We start from the raw sequence: 14,464 nt of genomic DNA, 5'->3' as shown, positions 1-14,464 counted from the left end.
CCGATGAACCTGACCAATGTCGCCATTCGCCAGCTTCAGGACGCGCCTTTTCCAGATTTCGTGACCCGTCCCGCGATCGAAAGCCTGGTGACGGAGGCGAGGAAGCGGCTGGATCGCGATGGGCCGCACGACGAGGCGGCGTTCGCGCGTGACATGGCCCAGCGCGTCATCGCCGAACACGCCGATGCGGCGAACGAGCAGCATTACGAACTGCCGCCCGAGTTCTTTCAACTGTGCCTGGGCCAGCGGCTGAAATACTCCTGCTGCCTGTATCCAACCGGACGCGAGACGCTGGATCAGGCGGAAGAAGCGGCGCTGGCCGAGACCTGTGCCCATGCCGAGTTGAAGGACGGGCAGACGATCCTGGAGATGGGTTGCGGCTGGGGTTCGCTGTCGCTGTGGATGGCCGAGGTCTATCCGAACGCCCGGATCACGGCGGTGTCGAACAGCCACGGTCAGCGCGGCCATATCGAGGCCCAGGCGGCGGCGCGGGGCTTGAGCAACCTGACCGTCATCACGCGCGACATGAACGCCTTCGAGACCGAGCAGCGGTTCGACCGGATCGTGTCGGTCGAGATGTTCGAACATATGGCCAACTGGCGCGCCCTGCTGACCAAGGCGCGGGGCTGGTTGAAGGACGACGGGCGGATGTTCATCCACGTCTTCACCCACCGCGACGCCCCCTATCGGTTCGACCACACCGACAGCGGCGACTTCATCGCCCAGCACTTCTTCACCGGCGGCGTCATGCCCAGCCACGGCCTGATCCGCCAGTTCCCCGACCTGTTCGCGGTGGAGCAGGAATGGACCTGGAACGGCGGTCACTACGCCCGGACCGCCAACGACTGGCTGGCCAATATGGATCGGAACGCCGACCGGGTCGCGGTGTTGATGCGCGAGACCTATGGCGACGAGGCCCGGCTTTGGACCCGGCGCTGGCGGCGGTTCTATCTGGCGACGGCGGGCCTGTTCGGCAACGACGGGGGCCGGACCTGGGCGGTCAGCCATTACCGACTGAAACCTGTTTGAGGACACGAGCATGATCAAATATGTCGCGGCCTATCTGGGGGCCGGTCTGACCTTCGCCGCCATCGACTTCGTCTGGCTGACGACGATGACCGACCGGCTGTACAAGCCCGTCATCGGGTCGATCATGGCCGACAGGCCGGACATGAAGGCGGCCGTGGCCTTCTATCTGATCTCCATCGCCGGGACGGTGTTTCTGGCCATCGCGCCGGCGCTGAAGGACGGCGCCTGGACGCGGGCGGCGCTGAACGGGGCGGTGCTGGGTTTCGTCGCCTACGCCACCTATGACCTGACCAATCAGGCGACCCTGTCGGTGTGGCAGACCCGGCTGACGCTGATCGACCTGATGTGGGGCACGGTTCTGACGGCCGCGTCGGCGACCGGCGGCTATTTCGCGGTGCGCTGGGCCGAGGGGCGTTTCGGCTGATCCCAGTGAGGGCGCCACCCTTGCCGGGGTGCGTATCGCGTGTGTAACGTCCCGCCAAGGTTGAGTGTCGGGGGCGACAGGTGGGGCGGGAGCGGCGGCGAGGACTGTCTGCGCGCAGCGTGGCCGACGTTGGCTGGCTGTATGTCGCCCACATCGCCCGTTACGCCGCGCCCCTGCTGCTTTATCCGGTTCTGACGCGACGGCTGGGGGTCGAGGGGTTCGGCGTCTATGCGGCGGGTCTGTCGCTGGCGCTGATCGTTTCGGTGGTCGTGGACTATGGCCTGTCGGTGTCCGGCCCGCGCGACATCGCGGCGCGTCCGGCGGACAGGGGCCGGATCGTCGGCCGGGCGGTTGCGGTGCGGGCTCTGTTGGTGCCGCCCGCCATAGGCGTGGGTCTGGGTCTGTCGATCCTGACCCCGGCGCTGGGCGGCGTGGGCGGGGCGACGGCCATGGCGATCCTGCTGGGCGTCGGCCAGGGGGCCGGCCTGCTGTGGTATTTTCAGGGGATCAGAAATCCGGCGCCGATGGCGATGCGGGAGGTCGGCTTCATTCTGGCGGCGGCCCTGGCCATCCTGGCGTGGCCCGGATCGGGCGTGGCCGGGGCCTTGGCGGTGCAGGCCGCCGGGGTCTGGTGTGGCGTGGCGGTCGGCGGCGTGGGGGTATGGCGCAGGGAGCGGATCGCGCGGCCGTCGTGGTCGGCGGTGGTCGGGGCGTTGCGTCAGGAAGGCGCATTGTTTCTCAGCCGCGCGGTGATCGCGGCCTATACGGGGGCGGCCGTGTTCGTGGTCGCCGTCCTGGCCGGGCCGACGCAGGCGGCGCTGTATGGGGTCGCGGATCGGCTGGTCTCGGCCGCCGGGTCGCAGATGCGGCCGCTGGCGGGGGTGATCGCGCCCCGGATCGCCGCCCTGCTGACGCATGATCCCATCGCGGCCTTTCGCACCGCGCGCTGGACGCTGGTCAGCGCCTTCGGGGCGGCGGCGGTGGTGGCCACAGGTTTGATGATCGCGGCGCCGATGCTGATGCGCGGCCTGTTCGGCGCGGCCTTCATGGGGGCGGAGGCGCCCTTGCGTCTGCTGGCCGCGACCCTGCCGCTGGTGGCGATCAGCCAGGTGCTGGGCCTGCATCTGATGACGTCGCTGCGGATGGACGGACGGTTCGCGGCGATGACGGCTGTGGGATGTGCGGCGACGTTGGGGGCGGCCTGGGCGCTGGCCCCGAACTTCGGCGCGGTCGGCACGGCCGGGGCCAGGATCGTGGGCGAGGCGGCGGTCGTCCTGATCTGCGCGGCCTGTCTGAAAGGCCATTGGGGCGCCCTGTTTCCCGCACGGAGCCGTCATGTCCCGGCGATATGACTGGCTGGTGGTGGGGGCGGGGTTCACCGGGGCGGTGGTCGCCGAACGGCTGGCGCGCGGCCTGGATCAGCGCGTGCTGGTGATCGACCGGCGCGATCATGTCGGGGGCAACGCCCATGATCGCCGCGACGAGGGCGGGCGTCTGATCCATCCCTATGGGCCGCACGTCTTTCACACCAACAGCGACCGCATCTTCGATTATCTGAGCCGGTTCACGGCGTGGCGACCCTATGAACATCGGGTGCAAGGGTGGATCGACGGGCGGCTGGTTCCGCTGCCGTTCAACCTGACGTCGCTGCGGATGCTGTTCCCGGAGGCGACGGCGGCGCGGCTGTCCGAACGACTGGTCCGGGCGTTCGGCCGGGACGCGCGGCCGACCATCCACGACCTGAGGGCGGCGGCGGACGACCCCGATCTGAGGCGCGTCGCCGACTATGTGTTCGACAAGGTGTTCGCCAGCTATTCGGCCAGACAATGGGGCGTGCCGGTGGCAGATCTGGACCCCGCCGTCCTGGCCCGGGCGCCGGTGGTGGTCGGGCACGACGACCGCTATTTCACCGACCGTCATCAGGCCATGCCGCGCGACGGCTATTCGGCCCTGTTCGCGCGGCTGCTGGATCACCCGAACATCCATGTGTCCTTGAACACGGCGATGGCCGAGGTCGAGCCGACGACGTGGACCCGGATGGTCTATTGCGGGCCGCTGGACGATTATTTCGGCCGGTCGGCGGGCGCCTTGCCCTATCGCAGCGTGCGGTTCGCGCATCGGGCCGTGGATGTCCGCGACGGCCTGCCGGTCGGAACGGTCAACCATCCCCAGGCGCCCGACTTCACCCGCGTCACCGATTTCCGCCATCTGACGAGGGAGGCGAGGGCGACGACCGCCCTCGTCACCGAATATCCGATGGCCCATGTTCCCAGCGTGACCGAGCCGCACTATCCGGTCCTGTCCGAGGCGTCGGGGCGGTTGGCCGACGAATACCGGACGATGGGGCGGTCGCTGGCGGGCAGGGTCTGGTTCGCCGGGCGGCTGGCCGACTTCCGCTACTACAATATGGATCAGGCGGTGGGGCGGGCCCTGAGCCTGGTCGAAAAGACGCTGGCGCCGGCCGTTATGGGCGCAGCGGCATGAGGTCGCCCGTCGTCTTCGCGGTGGTGGTGACCTGGAACCGGCGCGCCCTGCTGGAGCAATGTCTGGCGCATCTGTTCGCCCAGACGCGGCCGTGCGACGGCCTGATCGTGGTGGACAACGCCAGCGACGACGGCGCCGCCGAGATGCTGGCCGACGCCTGGGCGGGGCGGGCGACCGTGGTGCGGATGGCCACCAACACCGGCGGGGCGGGCGGGTTCAACGCCGGGATTCGTGCGGCCATGCAGGCGGGGGCCGAACGGCTGTGGCTGATGGACGACGACGTGCTGGCCGCGCCCGATGCGCTGGAGGCGCTGTTGGCGGCCGAGACGTCGCTGGTCCGCGAGGGGGCGGCGCCCGCCTTTCTATGTTCCAGCGTCCGCTCGCCCGAAGGCCATCTGACCAATACGCCGGAGATCGACCGGCGGGAGAATGTGCTGGGCTATCCGGCCTGGGGCGAGCGTCTGGAGCGGGGGCTGATCCCGGTGCGACAGGCGACCTTCGTGTCGCTGCTGGTCGGTCGAGCGGCGGTCGTGCGGCACGGTTTGCCGCTGGCGCCGATGTTCATCTGGGGCGATGATACGGAATATACGCTGCGGCTGTCGCGCGACGGGCCGGGGCATTTGGTCGCCGCCAGCCGGGTGATCCACGTCCGCGCCGCGCCGGGTCGGTTGAGCATCGAGACCGAGCCGGACGCTAAACGGGAGCGGCTGCACCGCTATCTGACCCGCAACATCATCCTGGCCAAGCGGCGGCACGAGGGGGCGGGATCGGCGTTGCGCTATGCCGCGTCGCGGCTGCGGATAGCGGGCGGGCTGGCGCTGAAGGGGCGGTGGAGGAAGGCGGGGGTACTGGTCGCCGGGGTGCTGGACGGCGCGCGCTTCGATCCCGAGGTCGAGTTTTGCACGGGGCTGTAGCCGCCGGGCAGCCGCGCCGTCTGCGCTGGTCGCAGGTCAGGGCGGCCTATGGGCGGACGTGTCTAGTTCTGCTGGGGCTGGGCGCGACGGCGCCGCTGTTCCTGACGCCGGGACACCTCAGCGGGCCGCGTCTGGGCGATCTGGCGCTGTTGATCGCCCTGCCGATGACGCTGGTGGAGTTTCGGCGGATGACGCCGACGCTGCGCGCCGTCGGCTGGGGCGCCGCCTTCTTCCTGACGGTCACGATGCTGGCGCAGCAGTCGGCGGTTGGCGCGTCGTTCGATGCCGGGGACGCCGCCTTCTGGTTTCGATGGATCGCCGCCAGCCTGGTCGCGCCGCCCATTGCGGCTTTGATCGCGCGGAATGAGGCGAGCAGACGCCTGTTCTTCGCGGCGGTCCTGGCGGGCGCGGCGGTTCATGTGGCGACGTCGGGGCTGTCGCTGCTGGTCGGGCGCGAGGCGTTGCAGGCCGTGGGGCTGGCCTCGCCGCGCGCCGTGGTCACGACCGTCGCGGCCCAGGTGCGGATCACGACCCTGGCCGAGCATCCGAACGCCGCCATGGCCATGATCGGTCTGGCGATTCCGGCGGGGATCGCCCTGGCGCGCGGGCGGTGGACGCGGGGCGTCGCGACCTGGGCCGGAGCGGGTCTTGTCCTGGCGGGGTTCGCGGGAACCCTGTCGCGGGCGGGTCTGGCGGCGGCGGGCGTCGCCTGGCTGGCGCGGATCGCGGTCGGCTGGCGATGGCGCGAGCGGTTCAATGTGGCGGCCTCGGTTCTGGCGCTGTGCGTCGTCGCGGCGGGGGTGCTGATGCTGCAGGGCGGCGCCGATCTGGACGATATGCGCTTCGCCGAGCGGTTCGACCGGGCGGCGCTGGCGGACAATCTGGCCGGTCGGGTCGAGACCTGGCGACGGACGCTGGATCAGGCGGCGGATCGGCCCGGGGGTGTGGGCTGGACCACGGCGCAGGACATGGGCGCCGATCGCGCCCTGTCGGTCAGTCACAACGGCTATCTGTTCATGGCGCGGACGGTCGGGGCGGCGGCGGCGGTCGGGCTTCTGGCCCTGCATCTGGCGTCCGCAGCGCGGATGGACGCTTTTACGCCGCTGTCTGCCTATCTGCTGGTCGCGATGTTCGCCGAGGACCTGACGCAGGGGGCGGGGTTCGTCTTCTTGTCCTGTCTGATCGCCGCCCTGGCCTGGCGCAGTGCGACGCCGCCATGAGGGTGCTGATCGTCAACACCCTGTATCCCCCGGCCGACATCGGCGGGGCCGAACGCAGCGTGGCGCAACTGGCCGAGGGTCTGGCCGCTGCGGGCGTGGAGACCTCGGTGCTGACCTTGTCGCCCGGCGACGCCGCCGTGGAGCATACGGCGGGGGGCGTCGCCGTTCATCGGCGGCGGTTGAGGAACCTGTACTGGCCCTATGACGGCGAGACGCGCGGGGCGGCGGAACGGGCGCTGTGGCATGGGCTGGAGGCGGCCAATCCGCTGATGGACGGCGTGGTGGATCGGGTGGCGGCGCAGGTTCGGCCCGATCTGATCCATCTGCATCTGACGACCGGGTTTTCGCTGTCGGTCCATCGGGCGGCGGCGCGGCGGGGGCTGCCGCTGGTTCAGACCCTGCGGGACTGGTCGATGATGTGCGCGCGGGCGTCGATGTTTCGGCACGGGGCCCGTTGCTCGCGGCGGTGCGCGTCCTGCATCATGCTGACGGCCGGGAAGCGGGCGCGGTCGCAAGGGGTCGATCATGTGATCGGCCTGAGCCATCCGGTTCTGGAGGCGCATCGCGACGCCGGCTATTTTCGCGCCAGCGCAGGCTCGGTCATCGGCAACGCCGCATCGCCGATGGCCCGGACGCGGCGGCCGCCGTGGTCGCAGGCGCCGGTGTTGACCTTCGGTTTTCTGGGGCGGGTCGAGCCGGAAAAGGGGATCGAAACCCTGCTGCGGGCGACGACGCGGTTGAAGGGGGATTGGCGGCTGCGGATAGCGGGGCGCGGCGATGCGGCCTATTTGGCGCGGCTGCGGGCCGGGTTTTCCGATCCGCGCATCGCCTGGCTGGGACAGGTCGGGGCGGTCGACTTCTGGCCGACGGTGGATGTGCTGGTCGCGCCGGCGCTGTGGGCCGAGCCGTTCGGGCGGGCGGTGGCGGAGGCCGTGCAGCAGGGGAAGGGCGTCATCGCCTCGCGCATCGGCGGACTGCCCGAGGCGGCGGAGAGGGCGGGGGCGTCGGCCTTGGTCGAACCGGGCGATGTCGCGGCCCTGACGCAGGCGATGCAGGCGGCGATGTCGGCGCCTGAACCCTGGCGGTTCGCCGCGTCCGGGGCGCCGCGCTGGACCGAGGCGGCGGTGATCGAGGCCCATCTGGCGATCTATGGCCAGGTCCTGTCCAGGAGGGCGTCGAGGATTTCGGCGGATCGGGACCAGCTGTAGGCGTCGGCGCGGCGTCGGCCCGCTTGGAGACGCGCGGGGTCCGGGTTGTTCAGCAGCGTCTGCATCCGGTCGGACAGGGCGGCGTCGTTGGTCGGGTCGAAATAGAGGGCGGCGTCGGCGCAGACCTCTCTCGTTGCGGGAATGTCGGAGGCGATCACGGGGCAGCCGTGGACCATGGACTCCAGCGGCGGGATGCCGAAGCCTTCGTAGAGGCTGGGGAAGATCAGCCCTGTCGCGCCGCTCAACAGGGCGGCGATCTCCTGGTCCGTGCGCCGACCGGCCGGGATGATGCGCGGATCGGCGGGGGCGGGCGATGCGCGGGTCACGCCGCTCAGGCGGGCGCCGACCAGCACCAGCCGAAGGTCGGGATCGGCAAGGCGGCCCAGGGCGCGGGCCGCCACGGCGAGGTTCTTGTTCGGCGTCTGATTGCCGATGCAGACGAAATAGCGGCGGTCCGACACGTCCAGCGTCCGCAGGATATCCCTGTCCAGGATGATGTCCCGCAGGTGATCGGCGCTGTTCGGCGCGACGGCGATGGCGTCGGGCGCCAGGTTCAGTACGGCCGCCAGTTCGGCCTGGGAAAAGCGCGAGACCGTGGCCAGCCGCGCGCGTTTCGCCAGTCGTCGGCCCAGAACCCGATGCGCCAGGGCGTAGCGGGAGCGAAACAGGTCGGGTCGGCGAAAGACGGCGGCGTCATGGATCACCACCGCCTGACGCGCGTGGCCGACCGGCCCGGCGCCGCACAGGGACAGAAGGCGATGGTTGCGCGCGGCGTCCGCCAGGCGGACCTGTTCCCACAGATGACCGCCGGAGCCCGACAGCCGGCGGACCGGGATCCGATCCAGGGGCATGGGATCGGCGCCGCTGGGGACCATCAGCCGGTAGCGACGCTCGGCGTCCGGCAGCCGATCCAGCGCGCGGACGATCTCGCGGGCGTAACGCTGCACGCCGCTGAGGGGCTGGGTCAGGAACCGCCCGTTGATCAGGATCGGCTCATCCACCCAGGCGGCGCCGCTGGAAGGCCCGACGATAGACGTCCGCCGTTTGCGCCGCCATTTGCGCGGCCGATGGAAGGGCCGCCGCCGCGCAGAGCCTTGGCGGGCGGGCCAGGGCGGACAGGATCGCCTGGGCCAGGTCTTGGGCAGACGTATCCACCGGCAGGCGGTCGATGCGCGCGCCGGCAACGATCAGGCGACCGGCGCCGCCGACGTCGGTCGTGACGATGGACAGGCCCAGAGCCGCGGCCTCAATCAAGGCATAGGCGTCGGCTTCGTAACGGCTGGTCAGGGCGAACAGGTCGAAACCCGCCATCAGCCCGCGTGCGTCGGTGTCGCCCAGTAACCGTACGGCCTCACCGCCCTCTTTCGACACGGCGGTCGCGAGTTCGCCATGTCCGATCATGACGCCCACAAGCCGGGGATTGGACCGTTTGGCCATGCACATGGCGCGGGCGAAACGCACCGGATCCTTCTGTCGACACAATCGGCCCACGAAACCGACGACCAGGGCGGCATCCGGGACGCCCATGGCGCGGCGAGCGGCGGCGCGGTCGGGCCGAGGCGAGGCGGCCAGACCGTTCGGCACGACGTGCAGACGATCCTTGGGCAGGCTGTATCGGCGCGCGACGGCGGCCTCCTCGCTAGAGACGGCGATAACGGCGTCGGTCGTTGAGTGGGCCAGCAGGCTTTCCGTGACCCCGGCCACGATCCTGGACAGGCGGCCGGCGCCCATCATCGGCAGGGCGTGGGGCGTATAGACCTTTGCGGCCCCCGGCGCCTGGGCCAGACGCACCAGGGCCCCGGCCTTGGCGCTGTGGCCATGCAGGATTTCAAAGGGGCCAAGCCGGGCGATCAGTCGGTTCAGGGCCCTGAGGGCAGGAATATCCCAGGGACCGGCTGCACGACGCAACGGCAGCCGTGCGACGGCGGTCAGGGGCAGGGCCGCCACCTCGGCCTCGAACCGCCGTTCGGCGCGAAGCGGCGAATAGGCGAGGGCGACCTGGTGGCCCGCGTCGATCAGGGCGGCGGTCAGATCGACGACATGACGTCCCGAGCCGCCGCCGGACGGCTCGATGACCTGAAGAATACGCACGCCAGCCGTTCCCCGACGATGGTTCAGTTCTGCAACTGCAAGCCATCGTCGGAAAACGTCAAGATTGTATTTTTAGCTGACCGTCGCCTTGACGATCTTGCCCGGGCTGCGCGGCGGCTCGCCCTTGGGCAGGGCGTCGACGTGTTCCATGCCGGATTCGACCTGACCCCAGACGGTGTACTGACGATCCAGGAAGGTGGCGTCGTCGAAGCAGATGAAGAACTGCGAATTGGCGCTGTTGGGGTCCGAGGTGCGGGCCATCGAGCAGACGCCGCGCACGTGCGGCTCGGCCGAAAACTCCTGCTTCAGGTTCGGCTTCTTGGAGCCCGAGGTGCCGGTGCCGGTCGGATCGCCGCCCTGGGCCATGAAGCCCGGGATCACGCGGTGGAAGACCACGCCGTCATAGAAGCCTTCCTGGGCCAGTTCGGTGATGCGTTCGACGTGACCGGGGGCCAGATCGGGGCGCAGCTTGATGACCACGTCGCGGGCTTCGCCGTCGCCGGTGTCCAGGGTGAAGGTCAGGGTGTCGGCCATATCGGTCGTCCTCTTGGGGTTGATTTGAGGCGGGACATAGCCCGCAACGCCGGTCGGGGCTATGTGGGAACGATGAGCGAAGACGAAAAGCCCGAAAATCAAAAGTCTGGGGAACGCCGACGGATGGTTCGTCCCCCCACCGGCGGGACCGCCGCCGGGCGCGGCATGGGCACCAAGATGAAGACGGCCGACACCAAGTCGATGTCCAGCCAGCAGTGGATCAAGCGCCAGTTGTCGGACAAATGGTCCGAAAAGGCGCGGGCCGAGGGCTGGCGCTCGCGCGCGGCCTTCAAGCTGATCGAGATCGACGACAGGTTCCGGCTGATCAAGCGCGGGTCGCGGGTGATCGACCTGGGCGCCGCGCCGGGCGGCTGGGTGCAGGTGGCCTTGAACCGGGGCGCGGCGGCGGTGGCGGGCGTGGACCTGCTGATGATCGAGCCGATCCCGGGCGCGACCCTGCTTCAGGCCGACTTCACCCATCCGGGCGTGGACCAGCAGCTGATCGACGCCATCGGCGGAGCGCCGGACCTGGTGCTGTCGGACATGGCGCACAACACGGTGGGCCACCGCCAGACGGATCACCTGAAGATCATCGCCCTGATCGAGATCGCCGCCGACTTCGCCATTCGAACCCTGAGGCCGGGCGGAAACTTCGTGTCCAAGAATTTCCAGGGCGGGGACGCGGGCGGGGTTCTGGCGCGACTGCGCGAAGAGTTCGAGACGGTGAAATACGTCAAGCCGGCGTCCAGCCGCAAGGACAGCGCCGAGGTCTTCCTGGTGGCGCTGAACAAGCGATGAGCGAGGCGGCGGTCAGACGGGCCTTTGCGGAGCAGGGGGTCATCTGCACGCGGATGGGCGCGCCCTTCACCGGGCGGCTGTGTCGATTGGTCGGGGAACGGCTGACGGCCGACGGCGCCATTGGGCGGCGAGTCCTGGGATGGATCGGCGTTCCCTCGCATCAGGGCGACGCCCTGCCTCTGCGTCTTATGGGCGGACTGCATGACCTGGCCCGGTCAGGGGGGGACGAGGCGCTGGCGGCGACCTATCCGCCGCATCCGGCGCCGGATGACGACGCGACCCTATGGGCCGTCGTGGCGCGGGTGCTGGACGACCATGCCGACAGCCTGTCGCCCTGGCTGGACGGCCCGCCGCAGACCAATGAGGTGGGGCGGTCGGCCGCCCTGATGGCGGGCCTGCTGGTGCTGGCCGAAAGGTTCGGACTGCCGTTCGCGACATATGAACTGGGCGCCAGCGCGGGGCTGAACACCGTGCTGGATCGCTATGCCTACCGTCTGGGGGACATCGAGGCGGGGATGGCCGGGTCGCTCGTGCGGCTGACGCCGACATGGACCGGCGCATCGCCGCCGAGGGGGGATGTGGAGATCCTGCGTCGGGCCGGCGTGGATCGCAATCCGCTGGACGTGCGCGACCCGGCGACCCGTGCGCGACTGGCCGCCTATGTCTGGGCGGATCAGCGCGAACGGTTGGCGCGGTTGGAGGCGGCGCTGGATCTGGCGGCCGCCGATCCGCCGCCTATAGACCAGGCCGACGCTGCCGACTGGCTGGAGGCGAAGTTGTCGACAGCCCCCGAGGCGGGCGTCTGTCGCGTCGTGATGCACACCATCGCCTATCAGTATTTCCCGCCCGAGGGGCAGGCTCGCATTCGCGCCTGCCTCGCCGCAGCGGGCGCTAGGGCGACAACGGACGCGCCTCTGGCCTGGCTGAGTTTCGAGGCCATGTTGGACACTGTGGACCGGCGCCCGGCGCTCGATCTGACGGTCTGGCCCGGCGGCGAGACGCAACGCCTGGCGATCTGTCAGCCGCATGGCGCGGAGATCGACTGGAAGCGTTAGGTCGCAGCCATGTGTCTGACGGCGCGGCGGGCCTCGATCCGCGACCAGATGCGGTCGTGAAGGGTGAAGAAGACCGTCTGCACCAGCGGCTCGATCGTGCCGATGGCCAGGGCCGTGCGGATGTCGTGCGTCAGGGCGAAGGCGACCGAGACGGCGACGGTGAAATGCATGACGCCATAGGTCAGGGTCTTCATCGCGATCTGCCGGAAGGAGCGGGGCAGGGCGTGGGCATGGCCCGCGTGGCCCGCGTTGTCATGGACGCGCGCCTGTTCGTCCGGGGACATGACGTCCAGCCGGGCGGCGACAGCCTCGGTCGCCTCTTCCAGCCCCGACGCCATGCGACGGCGTTCGATGCGGTGCCAGACGCGGTCGTGGATGGAATAGGCCAGCGTCTGGAAGATCGGCTCGACCACGCCGACCGCCAGGGCGACGCGCCAATCGCGGGTGATGACGAAGGCCGTCAGTATGGCCACCACCAGGTGCATCAGCCCATAGCTGGCGATCTTCATCGCCAGTTTTCGCGCTGTGCTGAGGATCATGCCGACCATGCGATCAGAATGGTGAGCCGCCGCAACGGTTGCAAAGCAATAAAATCTATCGCGGCCATAAGCGGCAAGACCCTTGCCCCCGCCCCCCGCATCCCGTTATACGCGGCCCGCAAAACGGAGACTCCCCATGGAGATACGCGAAGGACTGACCTTCGACGATGTTTTGCTGGAACCCGGCCCGTCCGAGTTCATGCCGGCGATGGTCGATGTCTCGACCCAGCTGACGCGCGACATCAAACTGAACATCCCGCTGCTGTCGTCCGCGATGGACACGGTGACGGAAAGCCGCCTGGCCATCGCCATGGCGCAATCCGGCGGCCTGGGCGTGCTGCACCGGAACATGACCATCGAGGAGCAGGCCGATCAGGTCCGCGCCGTCAAACGCTATGAAAGCGGGATGGTGGTCAATCCGGTTACGGTCGGACCCCGGACCACGCTGGGCGAGGTCCGCCAGATCGTCGAGGCCAGGAAGATCACCGGCTTCCCCGTCGTCGATCCCGACACCGGCAAGCTGGTCGGAATGCTGACCCACCGCGACATGCGGTTCGAGAGCGATCCGAACGTTACGGCGGCCTCGCTGATGACCACGGGCGACCTGATCACGGTGCGCGAGGGCGCCAGCCGTGAAGAGGCCCGCGAACTGCTGCGGACCCGCAAGATCGAACGGGTCATCGTGGTGGACGAGGATTATCGCGCCGTCGGCCTGATCACCATGAAGGACATCGAGAAGGCCCAGGCCTTCCCGAACGCCGCCAAGGACGAGCAGGGCCGCCTGCTGGTCGGCGCCGCCTCCACCGTCGGCGACGCCGGTTTCGAACGGGCCATGGCTCTGGCCGACGCGGGTTGCGACGTGGTGGTGATCGACACCGCCCACGGACACTCCGCCTCGGTCGCCGAGGTGGTCGAGCGCATCAAGCGCGAGAACAACCGGCTGCAGATCATCGCCGGAAACGTCGCCACCTATGACGCCACGCGCGCCCTGATCGATGCGGGCGCCGATGCGGTTAAGGTCGGGATCGGTCCCGGCTCCATCTGCACCACCCGCATCGTCGCGGGCGTGGGCGTGCCGCAACTGACGGCCGTGATGGACTCCGCGCGGGCCGCCAAGGGCACGGGCGCCTCGGTCATCGCCGACGGCGGCATCAAATATTCGGGCGACCTGGCCAAGGCCATCGCGGCGGGCGCCAATGTCGCCATGATGGGTTCGATGTTCGCCGGCACCGACGAGAGCCCCGGCCAGGTCTTCCTGTACCAGGGCCGGTCCTACAAGTCGTATCGCGGCATGGGTTCGGTCGGGGCGATGGCGCGCGGATCGGCGGATCGGTATTTCCAGAAGGAAGTCTCGTCCGAGAAGCTGGTGCCCGAGGGCATCGAGGGCCAGACCGCCTACAAGGGGCCGATCAGCCCGGTGCTGCACCAGTTGGTCGGGGGGCTTCGCGCCTCCATGGGCTATGTCGGGGGCGCCAATATCGCCGAGTTCCAGAACCGCGCCCGCTTCGTGCGGATCACCGGCGCGGGCCTGCGCGAAAGCCATGTCCACGACGTGATGATCACGCGCGAGGCGCCGAATTATCGGCAAGGATAAGTGTTTAGCCCGTCATCCTCGCCCCTCGGGTCGTGCCTGCACGGCCCGAGGGGCGAGGGCAGGCCAAGTGGCGAGGATCCCTGCGCCCGGTGTTCGATGGTTGGTCTCCAGCTTTCGGCGTCTGTGTTTATGGATCCTGGGTGCAAGGCCTAGGATGACGCTGTCGAGGATAAGGCCATGACGACCGAGCTGACCTATCTGGCCCTGACGCTGATCCTGGCGCTGGTTCAGGTCTTGCTGCCCGCAGGGGCGCGGACGGTCGAGTTCGGCTTGAAATGGAATGCAGGCGCGCGCGACGATACGCCGACGTCGACCCGCCCGCTGACCGGCCGTCTGGAACGGGCGCAGACCAATCTGTTCGAGACCCTGCCGCTGTTCATCGGCGCGGTGCTGATCGCCCATGTGATCGGCGCCGCCAGCCCCCTTACCCTGTGGGGGACGGCGCTCTATTTCTGGGCGCGCGTCGTCTATGTGCCGCTCTACGCCTTTGGCGTTCCCTATGTCAGAGGACTGGTCTGGCTTGTCTCGATTGCGGGACTGGCCATGATCATCACGTCCCTGTTCGTCTGAAGGT

At 69.2% G+C, this 14,464-nt stretch carries 15 protein-coding genes; 11 read left to right on the top strand and 4 right to left on the bottom strand.

What is annotated here, in order from left to right; translation table 11 throughout:
* Positions 1-3: 3 nt before the first annotated feature.
* The 7 genes from P0Y50_15180 (at position 4) to P0Y50_15150 (ending at position 7,279) form a co-directional block, all read left to right on the top strand.
* The gene (locus P0Y50_15180) at positions 4-1,029 is read left to right on the top strand and encodes a cyclopropane-fatty-acyl-phospholipid synthase (protein WEK39857.1); all 1,026 of its coding nucleotides are present in this window, start codon (positions 4-6) and stop codon (positions 1,027-1,029) included.
* A gap of 10 nt (positions 1,030-1,039) precedes the next feature.
* Positions 1,040-1,453: a DUF2177 family protein gene (locus P0Y50_15175; GenBank protein ID WEK39856.1), complete on the top strand. Its 414-nt coding sequence runs from the start codon at positions 1,040-1,042 to the stop codon at positions 1,451-1,453.
* Positions 1,454-1,572: 119 nt separating this feature from the next.
* Complete coding sequence (locus P0Y50_15170) at positions 1,573-2,805, top strand: oligosaccharide flippase family protein (GenBank protein ID WEK39855.1); 1,233 nt, start codon at positions 1,573-1,575, stop codon at positions 2,803-2,805.
* Entirely contained in the window at positions 2,789-3,937 is a 1,149-nt protein-coding gene (gene glf / locus P0Y50_15165) for a UDP-galactopyranose mutase (protein ID WEK39854.1), read from the top strand. The genes P0Y50_15170 and glf overlap by 17 nt, the downstream gene beginning before the upstream one ends.
* The gene (locus tag P0Y50_15160) at positions 3,934-4,851 is read left to right on the top strand and encodes a glycosyltransferase family 2 protein (protein ID WEK39853.1); all 918 of its coding nucleotides are present in this window, start codon (positions 3,934-3,936) and stop codon (positions 4,849-4,851) included. The genes glf and P0Y50_15160 overlap by 4 nt, the downstream gene beginning before the upstream one ends.
* The gene (locus P0Y50_15155; GenBank protein ID WEK39852.1) at positions 4,836-6,071 is read left to right on the top strand and encodes an O-antigen ligase family protein; all 1,236 of its coding nucleotides are present in this window, start codon (positions 4,836-4,838) and stop codon (positions 6,069-6,071) included. Before P0Y50_15160 ends, P0Y50_15155 begins: the two co-directional genes overlap by 16 nt.
* Positions 6,068-7,279 carry a glycosyltransferase family 4 protein gene (locus P0Y50_15150; GenBank protein ID WEK39851.1) on the top strand — a complete coding sequence of 404 codons (1,212 nt, stop codon included), beginning with the start codon at positions 6,068-6,070 and terminating at the stop codon, positions 7,277-7,279. The genes P0Y50_15155 and P0Y50_15150 overlap by 4 nt, the downstream gene beginning before the upstream one ends.
* On the opposite strand, the gene P0Y50_15145 is transcribed toward P0Y50_15150, so the two are convergent.
* The 3 genes from P0Y50_15145 to P0Y50_15135 all read right to left on the bottom strand — a co-directional run bounded on the left by P0Y50_15145 (position 7,219) and on the right by P0Y50_15135 (position 9,904).
* Positions 7,219-8,280 (bottom strand): glycosyltransferase family 1 protein, encoded by a 1,062-nt coding sequence (locus P0Y50_15145; protein WEK39850.1) that lies wholly within the window; start codon positions 8,278-8,280, stop codon positions 7,219-7,221. The two genes, P0Y50_15150 and P0Y50_15145, sit on opposite strands and share 61 nt — an antisense overlap.
* A complete protein-coding gene (locus P0Y50_15140) occupies positions 8,273-9,370 on the bottom strand; it encodes a glycosyltransferase family 4 protein (protein WEK39849.1) in 1,098 nt (365 codons plus the stop codon). Before P0Y50_15140 ends, P0Y50_15145 begins: the two co-directional genes overlap by 8 nt.
* Positions 9,371-9,442: 72 nt before the next feature.
* Positions 9,443-9,904, bottom strand: coding sequence for a peptidylprolyl isomerase (locus P0Y50_15135; protein ID WEK39848.1), 462 nt, complete (start codon positions 9,902-9,904; stop codon positions 9,443-9,445).
* A gap of 72 nt (positions 9,905-9,976) precedes the next feature.
* Between P0Y50_15135 and P0Y50_15130 the strand changes: the two genes are divergently transcribed.
* Positions 9,977-10,702, top strand: a complete 726-nt coding sequence (locus P0Y50_15130; GenBank protein WEK39847.1) for an RlmE family RNA methyltransferase — start codon at positions 9,977-9,979, stop codon at positions 10,700-10,702.
* Positions 10,699-11,757 carry a DUF2332 family protein gene (locus P0Y50_15125; GenBank protein WEK39846.1) on the top strand — a complete coding sequence of 353 codons (1,059 nt, stop codon included), beginning with the start codon at positions 10,699-10,701 and terminating at the stop codon, positions 11,755-11,757. Before P0Y50_15130 ends, P0Y50_15125 begins: the two co-directional genes overlap by 4 nt.
* On the opposite strand, the gene P0Y50_15120 is transcribed toward P0Y50_15125, so the two are convergent.
* Entirely contained in the window at positions 11,754-12,296 is a 543-nt protein-coding gene (locus P0Y50_15120; protein WEK39845.1) for a DUF2061 domain-containing protein, read from the bottom strand. The genes P0Y50_15125 and P0Y50_15120 overlap by 4 nt on opposite strands.
* A gap of 136 nt (positions 12,297-12,432) precedes the next feature.
* Between P0Y50_15120 and guaB the strand changes: the two genes are divergently transcribed.
* Positions 12,433-13,890 (top strand): IMP dehydrogenase, encoded by a 1,458-nt coding sequence (gene guaB / locus P0Y50_15115; protein WEK39844.1) that lies wholly within the window; start codon positions 12,433-12,435, stop codon positions 13,888-13,890.
* 177 nt (positions 13,891-14,067) lie between these two features.
* On the top strand, positions 14,068-14,460 hold the full coding sequence (locus P0Y50_15110) for an MAPEG family protein (protein ID WEK39843.1): 393 nt from the start codon (positions 14,068-14,070) through the stop codon (positions 14,458-14,460).
* Positions 14,461-14,464 lie beyond the last annotated feature (4 nt).

It is taken from the genome of Candidatus Brevundimonas colombiensis (assembly GCA_029202665.1).
Taxonomy (GTDB): domain Bacteria; phylum Pseudomonadota; class Alphaproteobacteria; order Caulobacterales; family Caulobacteraceae; genus Brevundimonas; species Brevundimonas colombiensis.
Note: the sequence above shows the minus strand (reverse complement) of the source record. Positions and strands in the feature narration are given on the sequence as shown.